Annotated in this window: 16 protein-coding genes and 1 pseudogene; 6 read left to right on the top strand and 11 right to left on the bottom strand. The window is 62.8% G+C overall.

What is annotated here, in order from left to right; genetic code table 11:
• Positions 1-42: 42 nt before the first annotated feature.
• The 3 genes from E4A48_RS06490 to E4A48_RS06480 all read right to left on the bottom strand — a co-directional run bounded on the left by E4A48_RS06490 (position 43) and on the right by E4A48_RS06480 (position 6412).
• Positions 43-1755: a response regulator gene (locus E4A48_RS06490; protein WP_058195874.1), complete on the bottom strand. Its 1713-nt coding sequence runs from the start codon at positions 1753-1755 to the stop codon at positions 43-45.
• Positions 1752-3269, bottom strand: a complete 1518-nt coding sequence (locus E4A48_RS06485; protein WP_052235163.1) for an ATPase domain-containing protein — start codon at positions 3267-3269, stop codon at positions 1752-1754. The genes E4A48_RS06490 and E4A48_RS06485 overlap by 4 nt, the downstream gene beginning before the upstream one ends.
• A gap of 338 nt (positions 3270-3607) precedes the next feature.
• Entirely contained in the window at positions 3608-6412 is a 2805-nt protein-coding gene (locus tag E4A48_RS06480; protein ID WP_260608074.1) for a TIM-barrel domain-containing protein, read from the bottom strand.
• Between the two features lie 693 nt (positions 6413-7105).
• On the opposite strand from E4A48_RS06480, the gene E4A48_RS06475 reads away from it, so the two are divergent.
• Positions 7106-7957 carry an AraC family transcriptional regulator gene (locus E4A48_RS06475; RefSeq protein WP_142742075.1) on the top strand — a complete coding sequence of 284 codons (852 nt, stop codon included), beginning with the start codon at positions 7106-7108 and terminating at the stop codon, positions 7955-7957.
• A 239-nt stretch (positions 7958-8196) separates the two neighbouring features.
• Here the strand turns inward: E4A48_RS06475 and E4A48_RS20710 are convergent, their stop codons facing one another.
• The 4 genes from E4A48_RS20710 to E4A48_RS06455 all read right to left on the bottom strand — a co-directional run bounded on the left by E4A48_RS20710 (position 8197) and on the right by E4A48_RS06455 (position 14410).
• Positions 8197-8577, bottom strand: a complete 381-nt coding sequence (locus E4A48_RS20710) for a Fur family transcriptional regulator (RefSeq protein WP_218061108.1) — start codon at positions 8575-8577, stop codon at positions 8197-8199.
• Between the two features lie 124 nt (positions 8578-8701).
• Positions 8702-10171, bottom strand: a complete 1470-nt coding sequence (locus E4A48_RS06465) for an efflux transporter outer membrane subunit (protein WP_221887393.1) — start codon at positions 10169-10171, stop codon at positions 8702-8704.
• Positions 10158-13250, bottom strand: a complete 3093-nt coding sequence (locus tag E4A48_RS06460; RefSeq protein ID WP_142742074.1) for an efflux RND transporter permease subunit — start codon at positions 13248-13250, stop codon at positions 10158-10160. Before E4A48_RS06460 ends, E4A48_RS06465 begins: the two co-directional genes overlap by 14 nt.
• An 11-nt stretch (positions 13251-13261) precedes the next feature.
• A complete protein-coding gene (locus tag E4A48_RS06455; protein WP_142742073.1) occupies positions 13262-14410 on the bottom strand; it encodes an efflux RND transporter periplasmic adaptor subunit in 1149 nt (382 codons plus the stop codon).
• 351 nt (positions 14411-14761) lie between these two features.
• On the opposite strand from E4A48_RS06455, the gene E4A48_RS06450 reads away from it, so the two are divergent.
• From E4A48_RS06450 to E4A48_RS06440, 3 genes are all read left to right on the top strand, one after another.
• Entirely contained in the window at positions 14762-17077 is a 2316-nt protein-coding gene (locus E4A48_RS06450) for a TonB-dependent siderophore receptor (RefSeq protein ID WP_142742072.1), read from the top strand.
• Positions 17078-17192: 115 nt separating this feature from the next.
• Positions 17193-17612 (top strand): hypothetical protein, encoded by a 420-nt coding sequence (locus E4A48_RS06445; RefSeq protein ID WP_221887392.1) that lies wholly within the window; start codon positions 17193-17195, stop codon positions 17610-17612.
• Entirely contained in the window at positions 17593-17994 is a 402-nt protein-coding gene (locus tag E4A48_RS06440) for a hypothetical protein (RefSeq protein ID WP_142742071.1), read from the top strand. Before E4A48_RS06445 ends, E4A48_RS06440 begins: the two co-directional genes overlap by 20 nt.
• Before the next feature lie 122 nt (positions 17995-18116).
• On the opposite strand, the gene E4A48_RS21700 is transcribed toward E4A48_RS06440, so the two are convergent.
• The 4 genes from E4A48_RS21700 to E4A48_RS06425 form a co-directional block, all read right to left on the bottom strand.
• On the bottom strand, positions 18117-18377 hold the full coding sequence (locus E4A48_RS21700; protein ID WP_425512395.1) for a TrbJ/VirB5 family protein: 261 nt from the start codon (positions 18375-18377) through the stop codon (positions 18117-18119).
• 60 nt (positions 18378-18437) lie between these two features.
• Positions 18438-18578 carry a hypothetical protein gene (locus tag E4A48_RS21695; protein ID WP_458296288.1) on the bottom strand — a complete coding sequence of 47 codons (141 nt, stop codon included), beginning with the start codon at positions 18576-18578 and terminating at the stop codon, positions 18438-18440.
• A 156-nt stretch (positions 18579-18734) separates the two neighbouring features.
• Positions 18735-19154, bottom strand: coding sequence for a type II toxin-antitoxin system VapC family toxin (locus E4A48_RS06430; protein WP_142742070.1), 420 nt, complete (start codon positions 19152-19154; stop codon positions 18735-18737).
• Entirely contained in the window at positions 19151-19405 is a 255-nt protein-coding gene (locus tag E4A48_RS06425) for a FitA-like ribbon-helix-helix domain-containing protein (RefSeq protein WP_039009846.1), read from the bottom strand. Before E4A48_RS06425 ends, E4A48_RS06430 begins: the two co-directional genes overlap by 4 nt.
• 198 nt (positions 19406-19603) lie before the next feature.
• Between E4A48_RS06425 and E4A48_RS06420 the strand changes: the two are divergent.
• Positions 19604-20305: pseudogene (locus E4A48_RS06420) on the top strand (DNA-binding protein); the annotation flags it as partial.
• A gap of 443 nt (positions 20306-20748) precedes the next feature.
• Positions 20749-21918, top strand: a complete 1170-nt coding sequence (locus E4A48_RS06415; protein ID WP_185910725.1) for a YopJ family acetyltransferase — start codon at positions 20749-20751, stop codon at positions 21916-21918.
• Positions 21919-22958 lie beyond the last annotated feature (1040 nt).

The following is a 22958-nucleotide window of genomic DNA, read 5'->3' as shown; positions in this document are numbered from 1 at the left end:
GCGACTTGGCGCACCGCCGGCAGTCGCCAACGGCGCCTGCCCTCACGAATATACGGGAGCCGCTTCCGGTTTGTCCTGGGCGCCGGGATTGGCGCGTACCTGCTGCAATGCGGTGGCCAGTTCGTCCAGCCGATAGGGCTTGGACAGGATCTGCACGCCTTCCGCCTCGGCCGCGGATTTCGCCGCTTCCGCGTAGCCGCTTGTGAGCAGGATCGGCAATTCCTGGCGCCGCATCCGGATCTCGTGGACCAGCTCCAGGCCGTTCATGCCGCCGGGCATCATGATGTCGGAGAACACGATGTCCACCACGCGCTCGTTGGCCAACGCGCCCAGCGCCGCGGCCGCGCTGGCGACGCGGGTGACCTGGTAGCCGAGCTGGCGCAGCATTTCGCCGACCAGCGCGGCGACTTCGTCGTCGTCCTCCACCAGCAGCACGTAGCCAGCATCGCCCGGAGCACGGCGCGCCACCTGCAGGTCGAGCAGATGCCGTTCGTCCAGCGCCGGCGCGCGGAACGAGCGCGGCAGCAACAGGTGGATGGACGTGCCCTGCCCCAGGTCGCTGTCGATGTGGATCGAGCCGCCGGATTGCTGCACGAACCCGTGTACCTGCGCCAGGCCCAGGCCCGAGCCCTTGCCGATGTCCTTGGTGGTGTAGAACGGCTCGAACACCCGCGCCTTCACTTCCGGCGTCATGCCGGTGCCGGTGTCGACGACCGACAGGCGGATGAAGTCCGGATCGGTCTTGCCGACGCCCGGCAGATTCTGCGCCCGCACCACGATGGTGCCGCCGCTGGGCATCGCATCGCGCGCATTGACTGCCAGATTGAGCACCACCAGTTCCAGCTCGCCCGGGTCCACTTCGATCGGCCACAGGTCTTCGGCGAAATCGAAATCCACATGCACGTCGCCGCGCAAGCTGCGGTCCAGCAGCTCGCGCATGCCGCCGATCTGCCGGATCAGATCGACCGGCTCCGGCTTGAGCTCCTGCCGCCGCGAAAACGCCAGCAATTGCCGGGTCAGTCCGGCGCCGCGCTGCGCCGCCTTCTGCATGCCGTCCATCAACCGCTTGCGCACGGCCGGGTCGGTCTGGATGTCGAGCATCGCCAGGCCGCCGGAAATCACCATCAGCAGGTTGTTGAAATCGTGCGCGACGCCACCGGTCAATTGCCCGATGGCCTCGATCTTCTGCGCGTGGCGCAGGGTCTCCTCGACCCGCGCGCGCTCGTCCATCTGCGTGCGCAGCAGGCGGTTGGCTTCTTCCAGCTCGCATGTGCGCGCCACCACCTGCGCCTCCAGCTCCTGCGCCGCCGAAGCCTGCGCTTGCAGCAGCGAGCGCACTTCGTACTGGCGGGCGCGGGCGCGCAGCGCGGCCTTGATGGTGCTGGTGAAGGTGATCGCCTGCACCGGCCGCTCGAGCAAGGCCACATTGCGCAGGGCCGCCACCAGGTTGCGCCGCCAGCTCACCACCGACGGTTGCTCCTGATGGCTGGTGAGCACAACGAACGGCAGATCCGACCATGCCGGCTGTGCATTGGCCCAGGCGAACAGTGCCGATGCATCCTTGCCGAACAGGCCTTCCTCGGCAACGAACACCGCGGCGGCACCCACCTCCAGTTCACCCACCAAATTGTCCAGATCGGGACAATGGCAGGCCACCACGCCGCCACGCCGCAACAGCTCCACCGACGCCCCGCCGTCGCGGCCGATCGGGGCATGAACCAGAACGCGGTGTTCGGTCGCGTCGCTGCTGCTCATGCAGGCGTATCCACCAGCAACGGCATCTCCTCTCCGCTGTAACGCGGCGTTCCCGAGAAGATGCCGCTGAACCCCTTGAGTGGCGGACCGACATCGATGCCGTTGCGGCTGAGGCGGAATTCGCGGATGGTGTTCTCGTGCTGGCCGCTGCGCTTCTTCACCACCGACAGCGCCCGGCGCACTGTGCCGTCCACCTCGAAATAGCGCAGCATCAGCACCGAATCGCTCAAATAGCTGAGGTCCAGCGGCGTTTCCATCGGCCCGACCAGGCCGTGCTGGGCCAGGACCAGGATGGTCAGCACGCCCTTCTGCCCCAGATAGCTGAGCAGCTCGTGCATCTGCAGGATCAGGAAGCGTTCGTCCGGCATCGCATTGAGATAGCCGTTGAGGCTGTCGATGACGATCACTCGCGCGCCGTCCACTTCCACGCTGCGGCGCACGTTGGCCGCAAACTGGCCCGGCGACATCTCCGCTGGATCGATCTGCTGGAATCGGATCAGTCCGTTATCGAGCTTTTCATCGAGCGGCAGGCCCAGGGTGCGCGCGCGCGCCTCCACGGTACCGCGCCCCTCGTCGAAGGCGAAGAACACGCTGTGCTCGCCCCGCTCGGCCGCGGCGATGGCATAGGTCAGCGCCAGCGAGGATTTGCCCACGCCGGCCGCGCCCAACAGCAGCGCGTTGGTGCCGCGCTCCAGACCGCCGCCGAGCAGCCTGTCCAGTTCGTCGTTGCCGCTGGGGGCGACTTCGTGGATGTGGTGGTGCTTGTAGTCGGCCGCGATCAGGCGCGGATAGATTTCCAGCCCGCCCTTCTCGATGGTGAAGTCGTGGAAACCGCCGCGGAACTGGATGCCGCGCATCTTGATCACCCGCAGGCGCCGGCGTTCGGCGCCGTAGTCGATGGCCAGCTGTTCCAGTAACACCACGCCGTGGGTGATGGAATGCAACTGCAGGTCGTTTTCCTGGGAGGAAAGGTCGTCGAGCATGATCACCGTGCACTGTCGGCTGGCGAAGAAATGCTTCAGTGCCAACACCTGGCGGCGATAGCGCAGCGGACTCTGCGCGAGCAGGCGCAGTTCGGAGAGACTATCCAGCACCACCCGCGTGGGGTTGAGCTGCTCGACCTTGTCGAAGATCAGCTTGGTGGTCTCGGTCAGTTCCATTTCCGCGGGATGGAACACGGTGAGTTCGCGTTGCGGATCCAGCGCGGTCTCCGGCGGCACCAGTTCGAACACGTCGACCTGGTTCATGCTCCAGCCGTGGCGGCTGGCGACCAGGCTCAGTTCGCGCTGAGTCTCGGACAAGGTGATATAGAGCACCCGCTCGCCGTTGCGCGCGCCTTCCAGCAGGAACTGCAGGGCGATCGTGGTTTTGCCAGTGCCTGGGCGGCCTTCGTACAGATAGAGCCGATTGGGGTCAACGCCGCCGCCGAGGATGTCGTCCAACCCCGCGCTGCCGGTCGAGATGCGCGGCGGATCGTCGCCATTCACGTGATCGCGCTGCCGATGGGGCGTCATGGTCGTCCTTATACTTGCGGTTGGATGAAAGGCGCCGGTTGTCCGTCGCCGCTGCGGGCCCACGCGCAGCGACTCGAACCGAGTCCAGCTTCGCCAGCACGCGCTGCCCGATCCTGCGACAGACGCGCCAAAGAGTGGTGCTCAGCGCACGAATCGCATACTTCAATCACACTACGTTCGGCAAAGTGATGGTCTTGTGTAGAACCGCCGCACGCTCGGCAGCGGCGCATTGCCGCTGCATTACCTGCAGCGGCATGATCGGCGAAGAGCGACGCGAGCGCCTGGCCGCGCCATTGCCGACGGGCCTGCTCGCAATCGAACAGCAACGACGCTGCGCGTCAGAACCGGATCGTAGCCGCTGTCCCGGTATAGGAGACCCGCTTGGTGACTGGCGCCGGTTCCAGGCCGCCACCGGTTGCGCCGTCCACGAGCACCAGATCGAGTTCCCGCCGCCGGGTCATCCAGGGAAAGCCGCCGCGTCGCGGGCCGATGGTCAGCGTCCTGGCCGCATCGTTCCAGACCAGATCGTAGGTGGCATAGCCCCCCTGCTCGTAGGCATAGGTTTCATTGTCGTCTTCGTAGAGCGTGAAGTGCGCGTCCTCGCCTGGATAGATGCGGACCTCGTACGCCGCGCCCGGGTCTTGCGTGGCGTATTGCACATGCGGCCCCATCGGCACGATCGATCCGGCCCGCACATAGAGCGGCAGCAGATCCAGCGGCGTGCGGCGCGCGACGCGGCGGCCGCCATCGAAACGCTGATTGGTCCAGAAGTCGTACCAGCCCGCAGCCTTGGGCAGATAGGTCTCCACGTTGTCGTCCGTGGCGGCGCGCGGGGCGGCGAGCGCCTGCCGCTCGCTCGGCGTTCGCCACGCCAGGCGCAGCATGCGTTCGGCATCGCCCTGGTAATACTCCAGTCCGAGCTTGACCACCTGGCCCTTGTGCAGCGCGACCGTGGTTGCCTTGTAGCGCGCGGCGCCTGCCGCCCAATCCTGCACGACGGTCTTGCCGTCGAGCATCAGCCGGACGCCGTCGTCGGCTTCGACCCCGATCTCATACTCGCCCGCTTCCGGCGCGGTCAGGCTACCCTGCCAGCGTGCCGAGAAGTGCGTCAGCCCGGCAAGGCCGGCCGGCACCTCGGCGAGCGGCGGATCCGGCCAGGTGTGGTCCACCTTCGGATCGACGAAGCGGCTCCTGGGCGTGTCGAAATTCTCGCCTTCGAAATACTGGCCCGCCAGGCCCGGCTTCCCGTCCGGCGTGCGCAGCACCGCGCTCGGGATGGTCGTCGCCGGCGGCGGCTCGATGTGGTACATGGGCCGCGTCACCGGATGCACGAGAAAGGCGCTGCCGAACATGAAGGTATCGTCGATGGTGTCGGTGGCGCGGTCTTCGGGGAAATCCATCATCAGCGGCCGCATCAGCGTATAGCCGTCGGAGGTCACCTTCCAGCTGAGGCTGTAGAGATACGGCAGCATGCGATAGCGCAGCTGGGTGCTCTTGAGCAGCGCGGCATAGACCGCCGGGTCGGTCGACTTGAACCGGTACGGCTCGCGCTCGACGTGGGTGCCGTGGATGCGCATGATCGGATTGAACGCCGCGAACTGCAGCCAGCGCGCATAGAGCTCGCGCCATGCAGGATTGTTCTCGCCACCGGGGAAATCGGCGACGAAGAAGCCGCCCGTATCCTGCGTCCAATACGGGTTGCCGGTCACCGTGACATTCACCCCGTCGGCGACCTGCTGTTTCAAGGTTTTCCAACTGGCGAAGATGTCTCCGCTCCAGGACGCCGCGGCGGTGCGTTGCGCGCCCGCCCACGCCGAGCGCGTCAGCGTGAACACGCGCTTGTCGCTGACCGCGCGCTGGCCGTCGTACGTGCCCTGCGTGGTGAGCAGCGAATAGGGATTGAGGTAACGGGTGAAGTCGCCCAGGGCGTTGGAGCCCAGCGCCTTGGTGTCGCGGATATTGTCCTGCGCGTTCCACATGGCGCTGCTGACTTCGATCTCGGTCCCATCCATCCACAGCGCATCGACGCCCTTGTCGAGCAGGCCCGACTTGATGTGCTTGAAGTAGATCTGCCGCCCCAGCGGACTGTAGGCGTCGTACACGCGCGCATGCTTGGAGATCCAGTGCAGCGGCACGAAACGCAATTGGTGCTGGTCAAGTTCGTGGGCGAGCGCGGTATCGTCGCCGACGGAGGGCCAAATCGACACCATCAGCTTCATGTGCAGGTCGTGCACCTGGCGCGCCATGCCGGCAGGATCGGGATAGCGGACCGGATCCCAGGTCATGCCGCTCCAGCTGCCGTCCTTGTCCGATCCCCAGTACTGCCAGTCCTGCACGATGTAGTCGAGCGGGAATCCGTGGTTGCGGAAGCTGCGGGCGACGTCGAGCAGTTGCTCCTGGGTCTTGTAGCGTTCCTTGCTCATGAACAGGCCGAACGCCTGCTTGGGATACATCGGCGCCTGGCCGGTCAGCGCCCGGTAGGCCGCGACTACCGCATCCGAGGTATCGCCGCCCATGAAGTAGTAATCGACGCCGCCGGGGGCGCTTTCGGCCCACATCGATGCGCCGTTCGCATCGTCCTTGAAGCGCATTTGCGAATAGGTATCCCACAGGATCCCGTAGCGGCGCGAGGACATCAGCACGGGGATGACGATGCCGACATTGGTCTGCACCAGCAGCAATTCCTTGCCGCGCCGATTACTGCTCTCCTCGCCGAGGAAGCCAAGGCCATAGATCGCCTCGTCCGGGCGCAGGGTAAAGCGGTTGGCCGCCTCGAACGTCGGCGCCCCCGACACCACGACCTTCTTCAAGGTCTGCGGCGCATCGCGGTTTTCTTCCGCATAGAGCTTGCCCGCCGCGTCGAAGAAACGCAGCGCGCCGGTCTTCTTGCTGATGTCCACGCGCAACCTGGCGCTTTTCAGCGTCAGCGCGTCGGCGGTCTCGCTGGTGGCGAAGGGGGTGGGTTGCGGCTTGCCGATCACCGCGAGGCTGGGAGCGTTCCAGTAATTCTCCCCCAGGTTCGCATTCACCCGCACGGTCTGCGGCCCGTAGAAGATCACGTTCTTGACGACCCGGCCGATGCGCACCTGGACGCCTTGCTGCAGACGCGTATACGCGAACGACTCGCCGCGTCCGGTTGCCACAGCGCGCAGATGTCCGCGCGCATCCAGGCCGGTCTCCGCGGCACCAGCGGCCTGCATCGCAGCAGCGAACGCTGTCGGAACGGATACCCAAAGCCCGACACTCAGCAACGCCGCTGCCAGCAACCTGTGTCGCCCGATCCGCATCTGACACTCCCTGATCGCCCATCACGGGCACATGGCGTTCACTTTGCGAAAAAAGTGTACGCCATGTGGCCGGACGATCAACCGAAGCTTGCAACCGTATCCGTACGCTACGCGCGCATGCGATCGGCACGGTCCGCAGCAGTGGAATTCTCAACGCGGTGCGGCAGCTGCCGCGTCAATGCCATATTCGAGGCCGGCTCGTGCGCGTCGAGAATGAAGATAACGCCCCCACTACGCCCAACGGGTTATGTCGATAGGCCCTGAAAGCCGCCATACCTCCCTGCGGCACACCGAAGGCGTGCTTTCGCCACCTTGGTCCGCATCGCCATACGCGTCGCGTCCAGCAGGTCTTCCGCCAGCACGCAGCCTCCGCGGGACTGCAGCCAGGCCAGCCACATTGGCAAGGTGTTCGATCTACTCGCCGGGAATCGCGACCGTCGTCGGCCGGTTGCTACTTGCTGACCGCCTAGACAAAAACGCAAAACTTTTCCATAATATTTTTCAAACAAGACATCACTCTCATCTTCAATACAAGTCCCACTACGCACTATGTCTAGCGTCGCCATCACTGATGTGACCGTGTCCAGGGATGTCGACAACTCCCCTCGATCCGTTGTTGCCCTGAGTGCCACAACGGTAACAAAGGACTGGGAAAACGCGAGGCATCAGCACCACAAGGCACAGCTGATTTACTCCGTTCGCGGCATCCTTAACTGCGAAATCGAAGATGGGGTCTGGATCGTGCCGCCCCAGTGCGCCATATGGATACCAGGAGACTTGCCGCACTCGGCCCGGGGATCGGGCGAAACGGAATTTTATTGCCTGTTCGTGGAGCCTGATGCCGCACCGGATCTTCCGAAAACCTGTTGCACGATTGCGGTATCACCATTGCTACGCGAGTTGCTAGTGAAGGTGGCCGGTTTTCCTGAGTTGTACGCGCTGGGGGGGCGGGAAGACCGGTTGATTGCCGCCTTGCTCGATGAGTTGGTGGCGGCACCGGTGGAAGATCTGCATCTGCCCATGCCGCGCGCCCCGCGATTGCGCCGCCTCGCGGAAATGATGCTGGCCGATCCCACGGACAAAACCTCGAAGGCCGATTGGGCTACTCGCATTGGCATGAGCGAGCGGAGCATGAGCCGTCTTCTGCTGCAAGAAATTGGAATGAGCTTCGGCCGTTGGCGCCGGCAGCTGCATGTGATCCTTGCGCTTCAACGTTTGACCAAGGGCGAAAGCGTGCAAACGGTGGCATTGGAGCTGGGCTACGAAAACGCCAGCGGGTTCGTCACCATGTTCCGCAAGGCAGTGGGCAAGCCTCCGGCACGCTACCTCTCGGATCGCATAAGCGGCGCGCAGCTGGCTTCCGTGCCCGGCATCATGTTCCCCGATGAACTCTCACCCTGATTGGATCAGGCTGTGTGCGCCCGGGACCACCGACCGCCCTGCATCGCCTGCTGCCCTTCCTTGCGGAGTTGCCGACATTTCGCACACGTCGTGGTGATGGTGAAGACTGACTCCTGGTCGAGAGCGAAGCCCTCCTCGGATGCCAGCGACTGCAGGTGTTCATGCAACGCCAGGTCTTCAATGAAAACAAGCCGCGCGCCACAATGACACCGCAGTGTGTCGTACTGGTCGTCTAGCGCCTACGGTTTGATTGCATAGAACGCGCGCCCACGTGCGCCTTCCGTGCGAACCAACAACCCGGCAGTCCATAGATCATTCAGCGCTCGGTAGACCGATCCCGGCGTGAGGCTGTCGAATTGCGTGCGGAGGAGACGGTACATCTGGCTGGCATCGAGACAGCTCGGTGTCGCCTTCTCCAGCGCGTTCAAGACTCTGGTACGAGCGATCGTCGGTCGCAGTCGGCTCGCCGCCAATCGTTGTTCCTGAGACGACACCGGCGATCTGGTCTCGGGATTGGCTGCTGCGGAATGCTTCATCAGGTGATTGCCTGACGGCAGACTTTTGCTACCGAATGATGTGATCAGTTCAATGATCCGAGGTGGGTCATCGTGCGGTTCCATGTCTGTCTTCCTTCTCCATGCCGGATCTCCGGTTGTTTGTGACAATGCGGAGCGGCGTGGCTAATCGTTGCTCTCGGACATGGGCGCGATGCTGCGGCCGCCACCGCGCCCATGTCCGCAGGAGCTACTGCGCAGTAGCCTGTTTCCATCCGCCGCCCAGCGCCTTGAACACGCTGACTCGTGCGGAACCTACACGCTGGTCGGCAGCGGCCACCTGCGATTTTGTGTCGATCAGACTGCTCTGCGCGACGATCACGTCGAGGTAGCCGATAGATCCGGCGCGGTAACGCTGGTCTGCCAACTGGAAGGCTTTTTCGGCCCGGTCGCGCGCTTCGACCAGTGCCTCGCGCTGCTGCATCGCGGCACCGTACGCACTCAACGATTGTTCGGACTCCTTCAAGGCATTCAGCACGGCGCCATCGAAGCTGGCCAGCGATGCCGCGTTTTGCGCCTCTGCCTGTGTGATGCGGCTACGAGCGACCATCGTGTTGGGGAAGCTCCAGGAGATCAGCGGCCCGAAGGAAAACGACCAGGTGCGATTGCCTTTCAGGTAGTCGTTGCGCAGGTAGTTGCCAGAGGCGCCCAGCGTGACGCGCGGATAGAGGTCGGCAACGGCCACGCCGATGCGGGCGGTATCGGCGGCCAGTTGGCGCTCGGCCTGGCGCAAGTCCGGACGGCGGCGCAGCAGCGCGGTGCCATCACCGATCGGCAGCGCCCCCGCGATCTCCGGTGCCTGCGTGCAGTTGCGCGCCGACTCGGGCACTTGCGACGGCGTACGGCCCACCAGCGCGGCCAGTTCGAACAACGCGGCATCCCGCTGACCCTGCAATCGCGGCAAGGCGGCCCGTGCCTGGGCCAGGGTGACACCGGCCCGTTCCACATCCAGATGGGACGCCGAGCCGGCGTGTTCCTGGCGGCTGACCAGATCCAGGCTGCGCTGAGCCAGTTCAATGGACGAGTCTGCGACGCCGATGGATTCGCCAAAGGTGCAGGCGTCCACATAGGCGCGTGTGGTCTCGGCGACGACGACGACCTTGGCGGCATCATGGGCGGCGGCGACTGCATCGGTGTCGTCGCGTGTGGCCTCGATGTCGCGCCTGACCCGGCCGAACAGGTCGAGTTCGTAGGAGACGTCGAGGCCACCGCTGTAGCTCCATTGTGTGGGCGCCTGGCCGTTGCCGGTCCACGTGGACTGGTCGCGGCCGTAGCCTGCGCCCGCCGACACGTTGGTCGAAGGAAACAGGCCACCGCGCGCTTCCCTGTAGATGGCCCGTGCGCGGTCGAGGTTGGCCAGCGTCACGCGCAGGTTGGTATTGGCCGACAGGGCTTCGCGCACCAGATGGTCGAGTGCCGGATCGGCATACAGCTTCCACCAGTCCGCCGGCAGTGATGCAGCGGCGTCCGTATCGGCCGGCTTGCTGACGAAGGGGCCTGCCGCGGTTTCCGGCGTGGCCGGAGCGCGATAGTCGGGGCCGCTGGCGCAGCCTGCGGCGATCACGGCAACGGCAATGGCCATGAACGCAGCGCGCCGAGGGGGAAACATGGCTGGATGCGAAGCAGTCGTCATGGCAGCAATCGGTTTAGAGCGCGACATCGGGGGCCTCCGCAGTGGCGAGTTCGCGGGCGCGGGGGCTTTTCGCTGCCGCCCGGTGATCCTTGGCGATGAAGCTGTAGATGGTGGGCAGCACGAACAGCGTGAAGAAGGTGCCGACCAGCATGCCCATCACCACCACGATGCCGATGGAGAAGCGGCTGGCCGAACCCGCGCCATCTGCGAACAGCAGCGGCACCAGGCCGGCGACCATCGCCGCGGTGGTCATCAGCACGGGGCGCATACGCACCGCTGCGGCCTTCTCGATGGCCTCGATGCGGCTCAAGTTTTCGTGATGCTGGATGTGGTTGGCGAAGGTGACCATCAGGATGCCGTGCTTGGAGATCAGGCCTATCAGCGTGACCAGTCCGATCTGGGTGTAGATGTTGAGCGTCGCGTAGCCCAGCCACAGCGGCACCAACGCGCCGCAGATCGCCAGCGGCACCGTCACCAGGATCACCAGCGGGTCGCGCAGGCTCTCGAACTGCGCTGCCAGCACCAGGAAGATGACCACCAGCGCGAAGCAGAACGAGACCAGCAGGCGGTTGCCTTCCTGCACGAACTGGCGGCTATCGCTGAGCCAGTCCACGCTGGTGCCGGGCGGCAGCGGTTGCGATTGCAGGAACGCCACGGCGTCTCCCATGGTCACGCCCGGGGCCGGCAGCATTTCCAGCGTGGCCGAGTTCATCTGGCCGAACTGGGTGAGCTGGTTGGCCTGCGGACGCATTTCGACGCGGGTCACGGTCGAGAGCGGCACCAGTGCGCCGGAGGTCACCTTGACGTAGAAGCGCCCGAGGTCTTCCGGCGTCATGCGTTCGCCGCCGCGCACCTGCGGGATCACGTCGTAGGAGCGGTCATGGAAGTTGAAGCGGTTGACGTAGTTCTCACCGACCAGCACGGCCAGGGTGTCGGCGATGGACTGCATGGTCACGCCCATTTCGCTGGCCTTCGCATTGTCGATGCTGATATGCGCCTGCGGACTGTCGTAGGACAGGTCGTTCTGCACGTAGAGGAACAGGCCGCTGGCATAGGCGGCGGTCTTGAGCTTCTCGCCGGTCTCGTACAGCGTCTTGAAGTCGTCGGGCGAGCGCAGCACCATCTGCACCGGCAGGCCGCCGCTGGAACCCGGTAGCGGGGGCAACTGCACGGCGGTCAGCGTCTCGCCGTCGATGGCGCCGCCGGCGGCCTGGATCTGGCCTTGGATGTCGGCGGCCGATCGCTTGCGTTGCGACCAGTCCTTGAGGATGGCGCCGCCGACCATCATGTTCTGGCCGCCGGCATAGTCGCCGATATTCATGAAGCTGCTATCGAACTCCGGAATCGACTCGAACAGCTTTTCGATCTGCTGGGCATAGTGGGCGGTGTAGCCCACGCCGGCATACTGCGGCGCCTTGGTGACGACGATGACGGCGCCCTGATCCTCGGTCGGCGCCAGTTCGTGGCGGGTGCCGGTGAACAGCACCACGATGGCGGCCAGCACGACCGCGCCGACCAGCAGCACCGCCCCGCGAGCGGCCAGCGTGCGGGCCAGCAGGCGACCATAGACTGCGGTCAGCCCTTCCATGGTGTGTTCGACGCGCTTCGCCAGCCGTCCCTCGCCTTGCTTGGAACTGAGCAGCATCGAGCTCATCACCGGCGAGAGCGTCAGCGCGACGATCCCCGAGACGATCACCGAACCGGCCAGGGTGAAGGCGAACTCCTTGAACAGCGTGCCGGTCAGCCCGCCCATCATGCCGATCGGCGCATAGACCGCCGCCAGCGTGATGGTCATGGCGATCACCGGTCCGACGATTTCGCGCGCGCCGAGCAGTGCCGCACGCACGGGTGTCAGTCCTTCCTCGATGTGGCGATGGATGTTCTCCACCACGACGATGGCATCGTCCACCACCAGGCCGATCGCCAGCACCATCGCCAGCAGCGTCAACAGGTTGATCGAGAAGCCGCAGGCCAGCATCAGCGCCGCCGTGCCGACCAGCGACAGCGGAATGGTGACGACCGGGATGATGACGGCGCGGAAGGTGCCGAGGAACAGGAAGATCACCACGATCACGATCACGATGGCTTCGATCAGCGTGTGTTTCACTTCGTCGATGGAGGCGTTGACGAAGCGCGCCACGTCGTAGTTGGGCGCCACCGTCAGTCCCGGCGGCGCCATCGCACGGATCTTGGGCAGCATTTCGTTGGCCCGCTTGACGATCTCCAGGGGATTGCCATCGGGCGTCGGCTGGAGGGCAACGAAGATCGCGGGGACGCCGCTAGCGAACGAGAGATTGTTGTAGTTCTGGCCGCCGACTTCCATCGTGGCGACATCCGACAGCCGCACCACGCCGCCCCCGGGGCTGGACTTGATGACCATCTGGCGGAAGTCCTCGACGCCGCGCAGGTCGGTGGAGGCGCTGATGTTGGTGACGGTCAGCGCGCTCTTGAGCTGGCCTGGCGCGGCCTGCACGTTGTTGGCGCGCAGTGCGGCCGAAATCTCGCCAGCCGACAGTCCATGTGCGGCCAACCGCACCGGATCGATCCAGATGCGCATGGCCAGCGCCTGACCGCCAAAGACGTCGGCCGAGGCCACGCCGGGAATGCTGGTGAACAGCGGCTGCGCCACCCGGGATGCGAAATCCGTTACCTGCGGGATCGACAGGGTCTTGCTGTAGAAGGCGACGTACTGCACGGCGGTGCCGCCCTCGGTGGACTTGGCGATGACCGGATCGGTGACGCCGGCCGGCAACTGGTACTTGACCTGCTGCACCTTGGCGAGGATCTCGGTCATCGCGCGATCGGCGTTGGCGTTGAGCACCAGCCGCGCCTTGATCTCGCTCTTGCCCTGCGTGGTGGTCGAACTGAGGTATTCGATGCCGCTGGCCGTGGCGATGGACTGCGCGATCGGGGTGGTGACGAAGCCCTGCATCACGTCCTGGGTCGCACCCGGAAGCTTGGTGCTGACCGTGATGGTGGCGTTTTCCAGATAGGGGTACTGCCGCACGGGCAGCAGGAACATGGCGGTGGCGCCCATCAGCAGGATCAACAGGCTGACGACCAGCGCCAGAATGGGCCGGCGGATGAAGATGTCGGTGATATGCATGGCGCCGTCCTCTATCGTGCGCTGGCGGCGGAGGCGACTGCCGGGGCGGCAGGCGGCGCTGCGGCGGCAGACGCGGGCGCATTGATCTTCACCGTCGCACCGGGCGGCAGCCGATTCTGGCCGGCCATCACCACGATGTCGCCAGGCTTGACGCCCTGGGTCACCAGGACGTCCTCGCCGAGCCGGCGACCAGTGACGACCGGCACGGCGACCGCCTTGCCGATTCCCTGCGCGTCGGCACCTTGCACGAGCACCACGCTGTCACCGGAGGCCGACGTCTGGATCGCGGTCAGCGGCAACACGATCGCGTCGGTCGTGGCGGGCAACGCCAGCCGTGCAGTCGCGTACATCCCGGACTTCAGCAGCCGGTCGGCATTGGGCAACAGTGCCTGCACGGCCACATTGCGGGTTTCGCCGTCGATGCGCGGTTCGATGGTGCTGATCTTGGCGTTGAACACCTGACCTGGTGCGGCATCTACCGTCACCTGCACCGGTGCGCCCGGCGTCAGCTTGGGCAAGTCCTGCTGGGGCAGCGTGAAGTTCACGTAGAGCGGGTCGAGCTGGGTCAGCGTGGCGATCGCATCGCCGGCATTGAGGTACTGGCCGGGATTGATGCGCCGGATGCCGAGCTGGCCGGAGAACGGCGCGCGGATGGCCTTCTGCTGGATGCGCGCGTCCAGTTGCCGCACCACCGCCACGGCCTGGGCGGCCTCGGCCTTGCGTTGTTCGAGCAATTCGCGCGGCTCGGCGCCGCTGGGGGCCAGTTCCTGCGAGCGCCGCAATTGCGCCTGCGCGAAATCGGCCTTGGCCGCAGCAGCGGCACGATCCGCTTGCTCGGGCGCGTCGTAGAGCTGCATCAATACCGTCCCTTCCTTCACGGACTGGCCGGCGTCGAAATGGATGGCAGTCACGCGGCCCGACGTGTCGGGGGCCAGCAGCACTTCGCGAACGGCTTGCAAATTGCCGACGGCCTGCAACTCCTCGGCCACGCCTCGAGGTTCGGCGCGGATCGTCGAGACGGGCATCGGCGGCATGGCGTGATATTCCGAGCCACCGCTGTGGTGGGTGGTGCGCCAGGCATACAGCAATCCGAAGACCACGACGAGGCCAACAACGCTGACGACAATGGGTTTGGCACGGGCGATAACGGCGGTGCTCATGCGTTCCTCCCAACGACAAAGGGGATCGGGGTGGCGCGCGACCGGCTGTGCGGGGCCGATCCACCGAGGCAAAGTGAGTGCATAGGGGGAATTTCCTGGGGAAGAACGGGGGACTCGTTCGGCCGGCCAAGCACGCTGGGTTGAGGCATGGCAGACCACGATGAAGCGCACCCTATCCGCGTGGGCACACTTTTACATTGCGAAAAAAGGTCAATTTATTTCGCATTACGGCCAAAGGCCCGGCGACACGTAAGTTTGGCCTAAATGAATAATAATCTGGCCTGATTTCACCATCATGCCGATGCCGCTCTATTGTTAAATAGAACGTCTAAATGCAAATGAGTATTGTTAATGACTCCTCTCAAAACTGCAGGGAAGTCCCGTTGGCCAATCGATAGGCGCAAAGCACTCGCCGCCCATCCTCATCTGGATGGGCAGTCCAAGGGCGCCATCAGGAGTGCGCCCCGCACCGTGCTTGGCTCGGCAGTTGCGGTGGCAGTTTTCATCAGCGCGCAGGGCGCATTTGCCGCTGAGCCCGCACAGTTGCAAAACGAGGCCGAGGGAAAAACGTCTCAGAAGGGGACGACCTTGCCGGCCATCACCGTAACGGGCCGCGTGGAAACGGCGACCACCGAAGGTACTGGCTCCTACACCACAGGCCAGACGGCAGCGGCGACGCACCTGCCGCTGTCGCTGCGGGAAACACCGCAGTCGGTGACGGTGATGACGCGCCAGCGCATGGACGACCAGCAGTTGAATTCGGTGCAGGGCGTGCTGGAGAACACCACGGGCGTAGCGGCGTACCAGTCCGACAGCGAACGAACGAGTTTCTATTCGCGTGGTTTCCTGATCAACAACGTTCAGTACGACGGCATCCCCACCGTCGTCGGCAACATCGTCAATGGGAGCGGCATCGGTTCTATCGATACCGCGTTCTATGATCGTGTCGAGGTCGTGCGCGGCGCCTCCGGCTTGCTGACGGGCACCGGCAATCCCTCAGCCGCCATCAACCTGGTGCGCAAACGGCCGACCCGCGACTTCTCGGCAGCCGCCTCGCTTGGTGCCGGGAGTTGGGACACCTACCGTGGCATGGGCGACATTTCGACGCCGTTGACCGAGGACGGCCGGATCCGCGCGCGCATGGTGGGGACGTACCAGGACGGACAGTCGTACATCGACGGCTACAAGCCCAAGGGGAAGTCGTTCTACGGCATCATCGAGGCAGATCTGACACCAGACACGACGGTGAGCCTGGGCTATGACGACCAGGACATCACGCCGAAGGGCTCCACCTGGGGAGGTTTGCCGCTCTGGTTCAGCGACGGCACGCAGGCGGAGTATTCACGCTCCAGGAACTACGCGCAGGACTGGAGCCATTGGGACAACACCCTCAAGACGGCATTTGCCGAGATCGAGCACCGCTTTGACAACGGGTGGAAACTCCGGGCCGTCGCCAACCAGTACCGCACCCAATACGATGCCGAACTCCTCGGCCTGATCGGCCGCCCCGATCGCGCCACGGGACTAGGCTCCTATCCCTACGGGGCTTATCCGGTAGCACTGGCGTCCGAAGGTCGCAGCCGTCAAAACACCTTCGACGTGATGGCGAGCGGCCACTTCGAACTACTGGGCCGCCAGCATGACCTGGTGGTGGGGGCGACGACTTCGCGCCGCACGGCCCGCCAAGAAGATATCGCACCGTTCTATGCAGGCGTTGCGCCGGTCAATGTCTTTGACCTGAGCGCTGCATATCCCCGCCCCAACTTCGATGCCATGGCGTCGATACCGACCCGCACCCGAATCAAGCAGAGCGGTGTCTATAGCGCAGCCCGGTTCTCGCTGGCCGAGCCGCTGAAACTCATTGTCGGCGGCCGCTTCAGCAACTACCAAATCGACGACGTCGCCGGTGGTTCGTCGTTGCATTACAAGAAGAGCAGTGAATTCACCCCGTATGCCGGCTTGATCTACGACATCGACAAGACCTATTCGGCCTACGTCAGCTACACGGGCATCTTCAATCCGCAAACCGACTATCGCGACAGCAGCGGCAACGTGCTCACGCCGTCGAAGGGAAAAACCAAGGAAATCGGCCTCAAGGGCGCTTACCTGTACGGGCGTATGAATGCGTCGGTGGCCTTGTTCGACACCGCGCTGAACAACGCTTCACAGATGGTCGCGGGAACCTATACGCCGGGCGGTGCCCAAGCCTACAGGGGCGCGGATGGGACGAAGTCGCGTGGGATCGAGCTGGACCTGCAGGGCGAGCTGGCGCGTGACTGGAATGTCTACGCAGGAATCGCCCATTTCACGGCGCAAGATGGCGATGGCGTCCGCTTGAATTCGCAACTGCCGCGCACCACGGCCCAGCTTTTCACCACCTACCAGTTGCCCGGAGAGTGGAGCAAGTTGACGCTGGGCGGAGGCGTCAAATGGCAAAGCCGCTTCTACCAGGCGCCCAACACTGGCACCAGTTCGTTGGGCGGGGAACAGGGGTCTTATGCCCTGGCATCGCTGATGGGGCGTTACTCCATCACAAAGCAGACCAACGTGGCCGTCAACGTCAACAACGTTCTCGACAAAAAATACGCGCTACAGAAAGGCGATTTCGACACCGTGGGGTATGGCGCACCACGCAACGTGATGGTGACGCTGAACTATCGGTATTGACTTGCGCTCGAGCGAACGCTTCAGCCGTTGGAAATCCTCAGACATTTATCCATTCATTATCGAGAAAGCTCCTATGCCTCTTCAGCCCTCCCTGCGCCCTGCACAAGACCTGGCCATGAACAACCCATACAAGGTCGCCCTGTTCTGGTTGACGACAGCCGCTGGTGCCGTGCTTTTCGTCACCTTCCAGTTGTTCTTTTACGTCAACGACTTTGTGAGAGCGCACGGAGCGACGCCTGCCATTACGTTTGAGCCCGACGTCCTCTGGATGTTTTCCGCGTTCTATGGCTCTTGGATCGTCACGGTGCTTCTCGCACTGATCGGAACCCGTAAATCTCAGTGGGCGACCCTGGTCCTCGGCAGCCTGCTTGTCGTCCTGAATACCCTCGGGGGCATCTCCGACGGGTTGCGCGACGGTTGGCACATTGCCTTTTCGGCAATGTTCTTTATCACGTTGCCAGGCGTGTTCGCCATTGCGGCCACCTGGCGCCGCATCAAAAGTAAAGGAAACGGCCATGTCGATGAACAATTCTGACTTCCCTTTAGTCTGGATGAATCTTACGCAAGAACCCGGACATGACCACCAGAAGGACTTCGACGAATTCGAGAAAAATTTGCAGCGCGGGGAGCCTTTCATTCTGTTGACCGATACCGCACCCGCTGAAGACCATGAGCACTCGCCGGAAGAAAAAAAACGCACCGCGCTCTGGATGAAGAAACACAAGGTTGAATTGCGAAGGCTGGTTCTGGCACTGATCCTGGTCGAACCCAACTCGGCAAAACGTCTTGGTTTCAAGGCATTTGCGGTCGTTTTTTCCAAGTTCTGGGGCTACCCTCTACTGCTTGCGCCGTCGCGAGAGCAGGCAATAGAAATGGCAAGAGAACTGCTCTCAAGGAACGGGAAGTCATCTCACTGATCTCGGCCACGATCATCCTGGCCCGGCCACAAGCCTTGTAGATGGGCCTCTGGTTGCGCAGTGCTGTGTCGGTGAGCATCGAGGTTTCCCTCCTGACCCGTGACGGCTTTTACCGTCACGGGTCAGGACACCTGCTGATGCCCGCAAAGCCGCATGAAACCAGCTTTCCAGAGCAGACATTTACCTTCAAAGACCGATCTGGTCGTAAAGCAGGGAGAGCTGCGGTAGTAGGACACGTCTTGGAACTTTCCCAGGTAGGCGTCGATGCTGCCCGCCTGGTTCTTGTAGTAGTTCAGAGTGTCCACGGCCTGCATCAGCCCATTGATGGTGGACTGTGCTTGGTCCCAGATGTAGGCCGCCGGCGCGACGGTGTTTTGCAGCATGTTTTCGTATTGCTGCAACTGCGTCCGCTATTGCTCGATTTGCTTCTGGACCTGCGCAACCTACTGAATCGCGGTGACAGTGGTTTGCGAAAGGTTGCTGCCGTCGAGGACCGGGATGCCCGCGTGCGCAGACATCGAGGCGACGCCAACAGTGAGGGCTAGGGAGAAAGCGATTTTAGCCGCTAAAACGTGCTGCTTCATGGTCATTACCTCGCGATGAATGGCTGCCCCCTTGAGCAAGCGCGCTTGTTAAAGGGTTCATCAAGTAGCTGCGCCACGGAGCTACCGGTAATTGACCTGGGCGACACCGAAGCCCGGCCTTTTTGATCAGATCACGGTGTCAAGTAGCGATTGAATTTACCGATGGTTCCAAGGATTGATAACAGTAAGCCCGGCCGCTTCAAAAGGGCTGGTGTCGCGTGTTGCTACGATAAATCCCTTGGAGGCCGCAATAGCCCCAATATATCCGTCGGGTGTTGGAAAACCCTTCCCGGCTGTGCGGGCTTTCACCGCCAGCTCGGCATAATGGCGAGCGGCTTCGGTGTCGAACATCAGCACCCGCTCGTCGAACAGCTCGAGCAAGCCGTCCAGGGCTTCGCCCAAGCCTTTCTTACGTTTCCCGTTCGGCAGCGCGACGATGCCGAAGAACAGCTCGGCAAGCGTCACGCTGGACAGGTAGAGGGTTTCCGCTACCTGCTCATTCAACCAAGCTCGCACGGCCGGGTTGGGTTCGGGTTTCATCGCCTCGGAGACGACATTCGTATCCAAGACAATCATTCAAACCTCATCGGTTCTGCCGGCACCTTGTCGCGCACTTGGTCCAATACTGCGAAATCATCGTTTGTTAGCCGTACGCGGCGGCCAAGCTCCGCCAACGCGTCGCCCATGCGGATGCGCTTTTCTGACTTAACCGCACTCTCCAGAATCTCGCGGACCTCCGCCTCTGTACTGCGGCCATGCTCGGCGGCCCGTAAGCGCAGAGCGCGATGTACCTCGTCGGGCACATTCCGCACTGTCAGGATTGCCATAGTCAAGACCTCATATGTGACTTCATTGACTTCAATATTACACAAATGACATCATCAAGGCAAGGGCGGCTGCGCCCTTCTCTCTAGCGCTCCAAGTCTTCGGCGGTAGCCGGCCCGGCCTCGCAGAGCAGGATTCCCTTTGAGCACCGCAGGTGCGAATAAGGGACAGTGAAGATAGATGACCGGCTCGCCGGTTAGCTGCAGCGCTGTGAGACCATACTGCAGGCTGAACACGAGGCGGGCGGCGCCGCCAGGGGCGAGTTGGTCAGCCGCACCACCGAACTGGCTCAGTTGGAGGAGCGGATCGCGGGCCTCACGGCGCGACTGGAGGAGCACGAAAGCCACGCCCGCTCCATGGAGCAGAAGCACGATCACGCCAGGGAAGCCATGGAGCACTACCGCACCTCGGTCAACGACCAGCGTGAGCAGGAACAACGCCGGCACGAGCACCAGGTATAGGAACTGCAGCTTGCCCTACGGCAGGCCAACGAGGCGCTGACCACCAAGAACCACGACCTGATGCAGCTCAACCGCGACAATGGCCAGTGGCTGGAACGCCATACCCGCCTGGAGCAGGAACTGACGCAGGCACGCCAGCGGGCCGACGCCCAACAGCGCGAGCGCGACGCGCTGCGCCTGGCGGCCGCCGAGCACCAAGGCCTGCAGGCGCGCTGGGCCGACGATGTCCAGGCGCTGGAAGGCGTGCGCGCCGAACTGGCTGCGGCGCGGACCGATCTGAGCCAGGAGCGCCAGCGCCGGGAATACGCCGAGGCGGACACCTTGCGGGCCACGGTACGTCTGGGCACATTGGAACAGCTCCTAGAGCAGCTGCGTCCGCCGCACCGCGTTGGCGAACCCGAAAACGCCATCTCAGCCGGTGCAATGACGGCAGGTAAATGATCAGCCGTTTCGGGGGAAGGCACCGGTCATCCCGTATGCCTTCGTCATCCCAGCCAGGACTTCGGTGAGGCGAAGCGAAGCGAAGCGCTCCTCCGCCAAACTTGCTTCTACAGTCACTGCAGGAGATCGACATGGGTCTATGCAATTCAAAGCCGAGCGTGGCGGGGTCACCTGCGCGTTATGCAACCTCCACCACAGAGCAGGCCGCGCCATCTGAGTCGCCGTCGCCATCGCGCAGGGACTCGCCTTCTTCTTCGACCAGTGCACTGCGCGAGGCTTTACCTTCCCCACCGCGTCGCTCTGCTTCTCTCGAACCGCAGGGCTCACCCAATTGGCAAGGGGCAGGATGGTCCGGCCATGAAGGTTTTAGCGGTTGGTCAGAATACCAGGGCAACTTGCATGACTCAGCCCATGAGTTGCAAGGCGCGTCGACTGGTGAGCACTTGGCCGATCCTGCCGATATGTGGCCTTCTCACGCTTTGAACCCTAATGCCACTTTTGACATTGGCACTGCTTCTTCGCACCCTCAAGCACTCCAAGAACGGGCGCAAGATTCGCGCACATGTCAACCCGTAACGGAGGCCATCAACACCCTTCGCCAAATCAAGGCACGCTTCGCGGCGCTGCTCGATGGAAACTGGACGCCGGGAGAGGAAGAAAAAATCTTCGACGCCGTAGTCATTCCGACACTAATCGCCGCGGAGTCCGCGCGCAAACCCGGCTCGCCATTGACTTTGCTCGATACTCCCAAGGAACTTGGTCAATGGTTGAGAAAAAGCATCCCCGCGTCGGGCAAGAGGGCCGTAGCCGTACTGCCAGGCCACGAAGAGCATGCGGTCGCCGTGGATGTCCGCATTATCGGTGGGCGGAGTTCGGTCCTTATCATCGATCCACTGGGAACGGATCCCGACCGGGTTGCCCAATATCGCCAGGATGTATTTCCAGCACTGAAGGAGAGGCTGCCATCCAAAGCGAAGACGACGTTGCTCTGCTTGAGTACCCAGAAGGCAAAGACGGGATGCAAGATCTTCGCGCTGTCGGCTACGTCCAAAGCAGCAGATCAACAGACGCTCATGGATGACCTCCACCATCGGAACGTCAATGGTGACGCGTTCGAGGATTGGAGCGGCAACGAAATCCCCGTAGCAGCGGTCGGTGATGGCGGCATCCGCATGATCGACGGGAAGCCGCTATTGCCCGCACAATTCTTCAAGCATTCGCAGTCCAACGGCACCCTTGGTCAATGGGCGGAGGCCAATCAGCCGGGTTCTGCGGCGGCAGCCATCAACACCCGAGGCGAAACGATCGGTGACCGATATAGCCGACACGCGTCGGAGCGTCATCCATGGCCTTTCTTAATCCTTAAAATGGATCAGCGCGGCCTTCGCGGAACCGTCGACCCGAAGGTGATTGAACCTCGACGATTAAGCACCTCACTGGAGCAGAAGCGGCTTGTCTATCTACAGCGCGCAATAGATTTTCTGCGGGTGGCCTCGAAGGACGAGAGCCGCCAGTTCGTAAAGCGTCTGGAGCGGTTTCATCTAAAGGATACCGATATCTCAACACCAAACCTGAGGAGCCAACCGTGGGGGCCGGACCCTTACACACTTTGACGGCAGGCTTTGCGAGTCCACGGCATACCGCCCCGTTGGAACGCTAGGCATGGGTGTGCGGCCTGTCAGTTACAGTTCGTCCTGCGCAACGCAGGCGCTGTAACTGGGCGCACTTCGTGTTGGTAACAAGCCGCGCCGCCAGGGGGCGGCTTGATTTAAGCCAAACAGCCGATTTTGATGAAGCTTTTTAAAAAAGTGCGGGACTATTTTTTAGCGGATTGCCCTAGCCTTAGCAGGCTGCTGAAAAACTCCACAGGACCTATGAATGTCGTCTTGAGATACCCCGTTTGGGGGCTTCTGCGTGGAATCTGAGGCGTCCGATGTCAGTCAACAGAGGACGCAGAATTCACAGGGGACGGCTCACCGGTGTGGGTTTGTCAGGTCCAAATTGGTATTTCAGCAGCCTTTTAGGCTTCAGCTCTTCACCGCGAGCCCGATCGCGTTGAGGGTCGGCAGGGATTGGTAAAAAATTCTGTACTGACAGCAAGTTAGCTCAATTTTGGCTGTTTTTTTTACACCAATCCCTGCTCCACCCTCACTTTTGGCTATTTCTTGCACGAATCGCTCCTAGTCCTCATGCTGATCGCGGCGTGGGGTAAGTAATCATTGGTCGTAGGCGTGAGTTCCGTTGCTCCTGGGGACGTGGGCTACGTCCAGGCCAGAATGACTCACAGAATCCGCAGGGTGGCTAATAGACGGATGCCACCGGCTTCACGAGAGCGAGCACGAGCCGATTGCCTGCATCTCACTTAACTGGGATGACCCACATTGTCAAGACCCACTACATAGGGCTGCGGCGTTCCGTCTACCTATTACGCGCCCAGTGGCCTACCGGCCCCGCACACTTGCCGCAAGACAGTTGCAGCGTGCCGAACCTGAAGGGACAAGGTAGTGGATGATCCCACGAAAGTGCGGTTTTAACTGGCAACTTCATGTTTTCACGAAGGAAATCGGATTCTGCGAGTCATTTTTGCGCGTATGTCGGCTGAACCCCGGCCATCTGAGGGCGATTCGAACACCATGCTCAGAAATCTCTGTGA

It is taken from the genome of Xanthomonas translucens pv. cerealis (genome assembly GCF_006838285.1).
GTDB classification, from domain to species: Bacteria; Pseudomonadota; Gammaproteobacteria; order Xanthomonadales; family Xanthomonadaceae; genus Xanthomonas_A; species Xanthomonas_A cerealis.
This window is presented reverse-complemented; position numbering and strand designations above follow the sequence as displayed.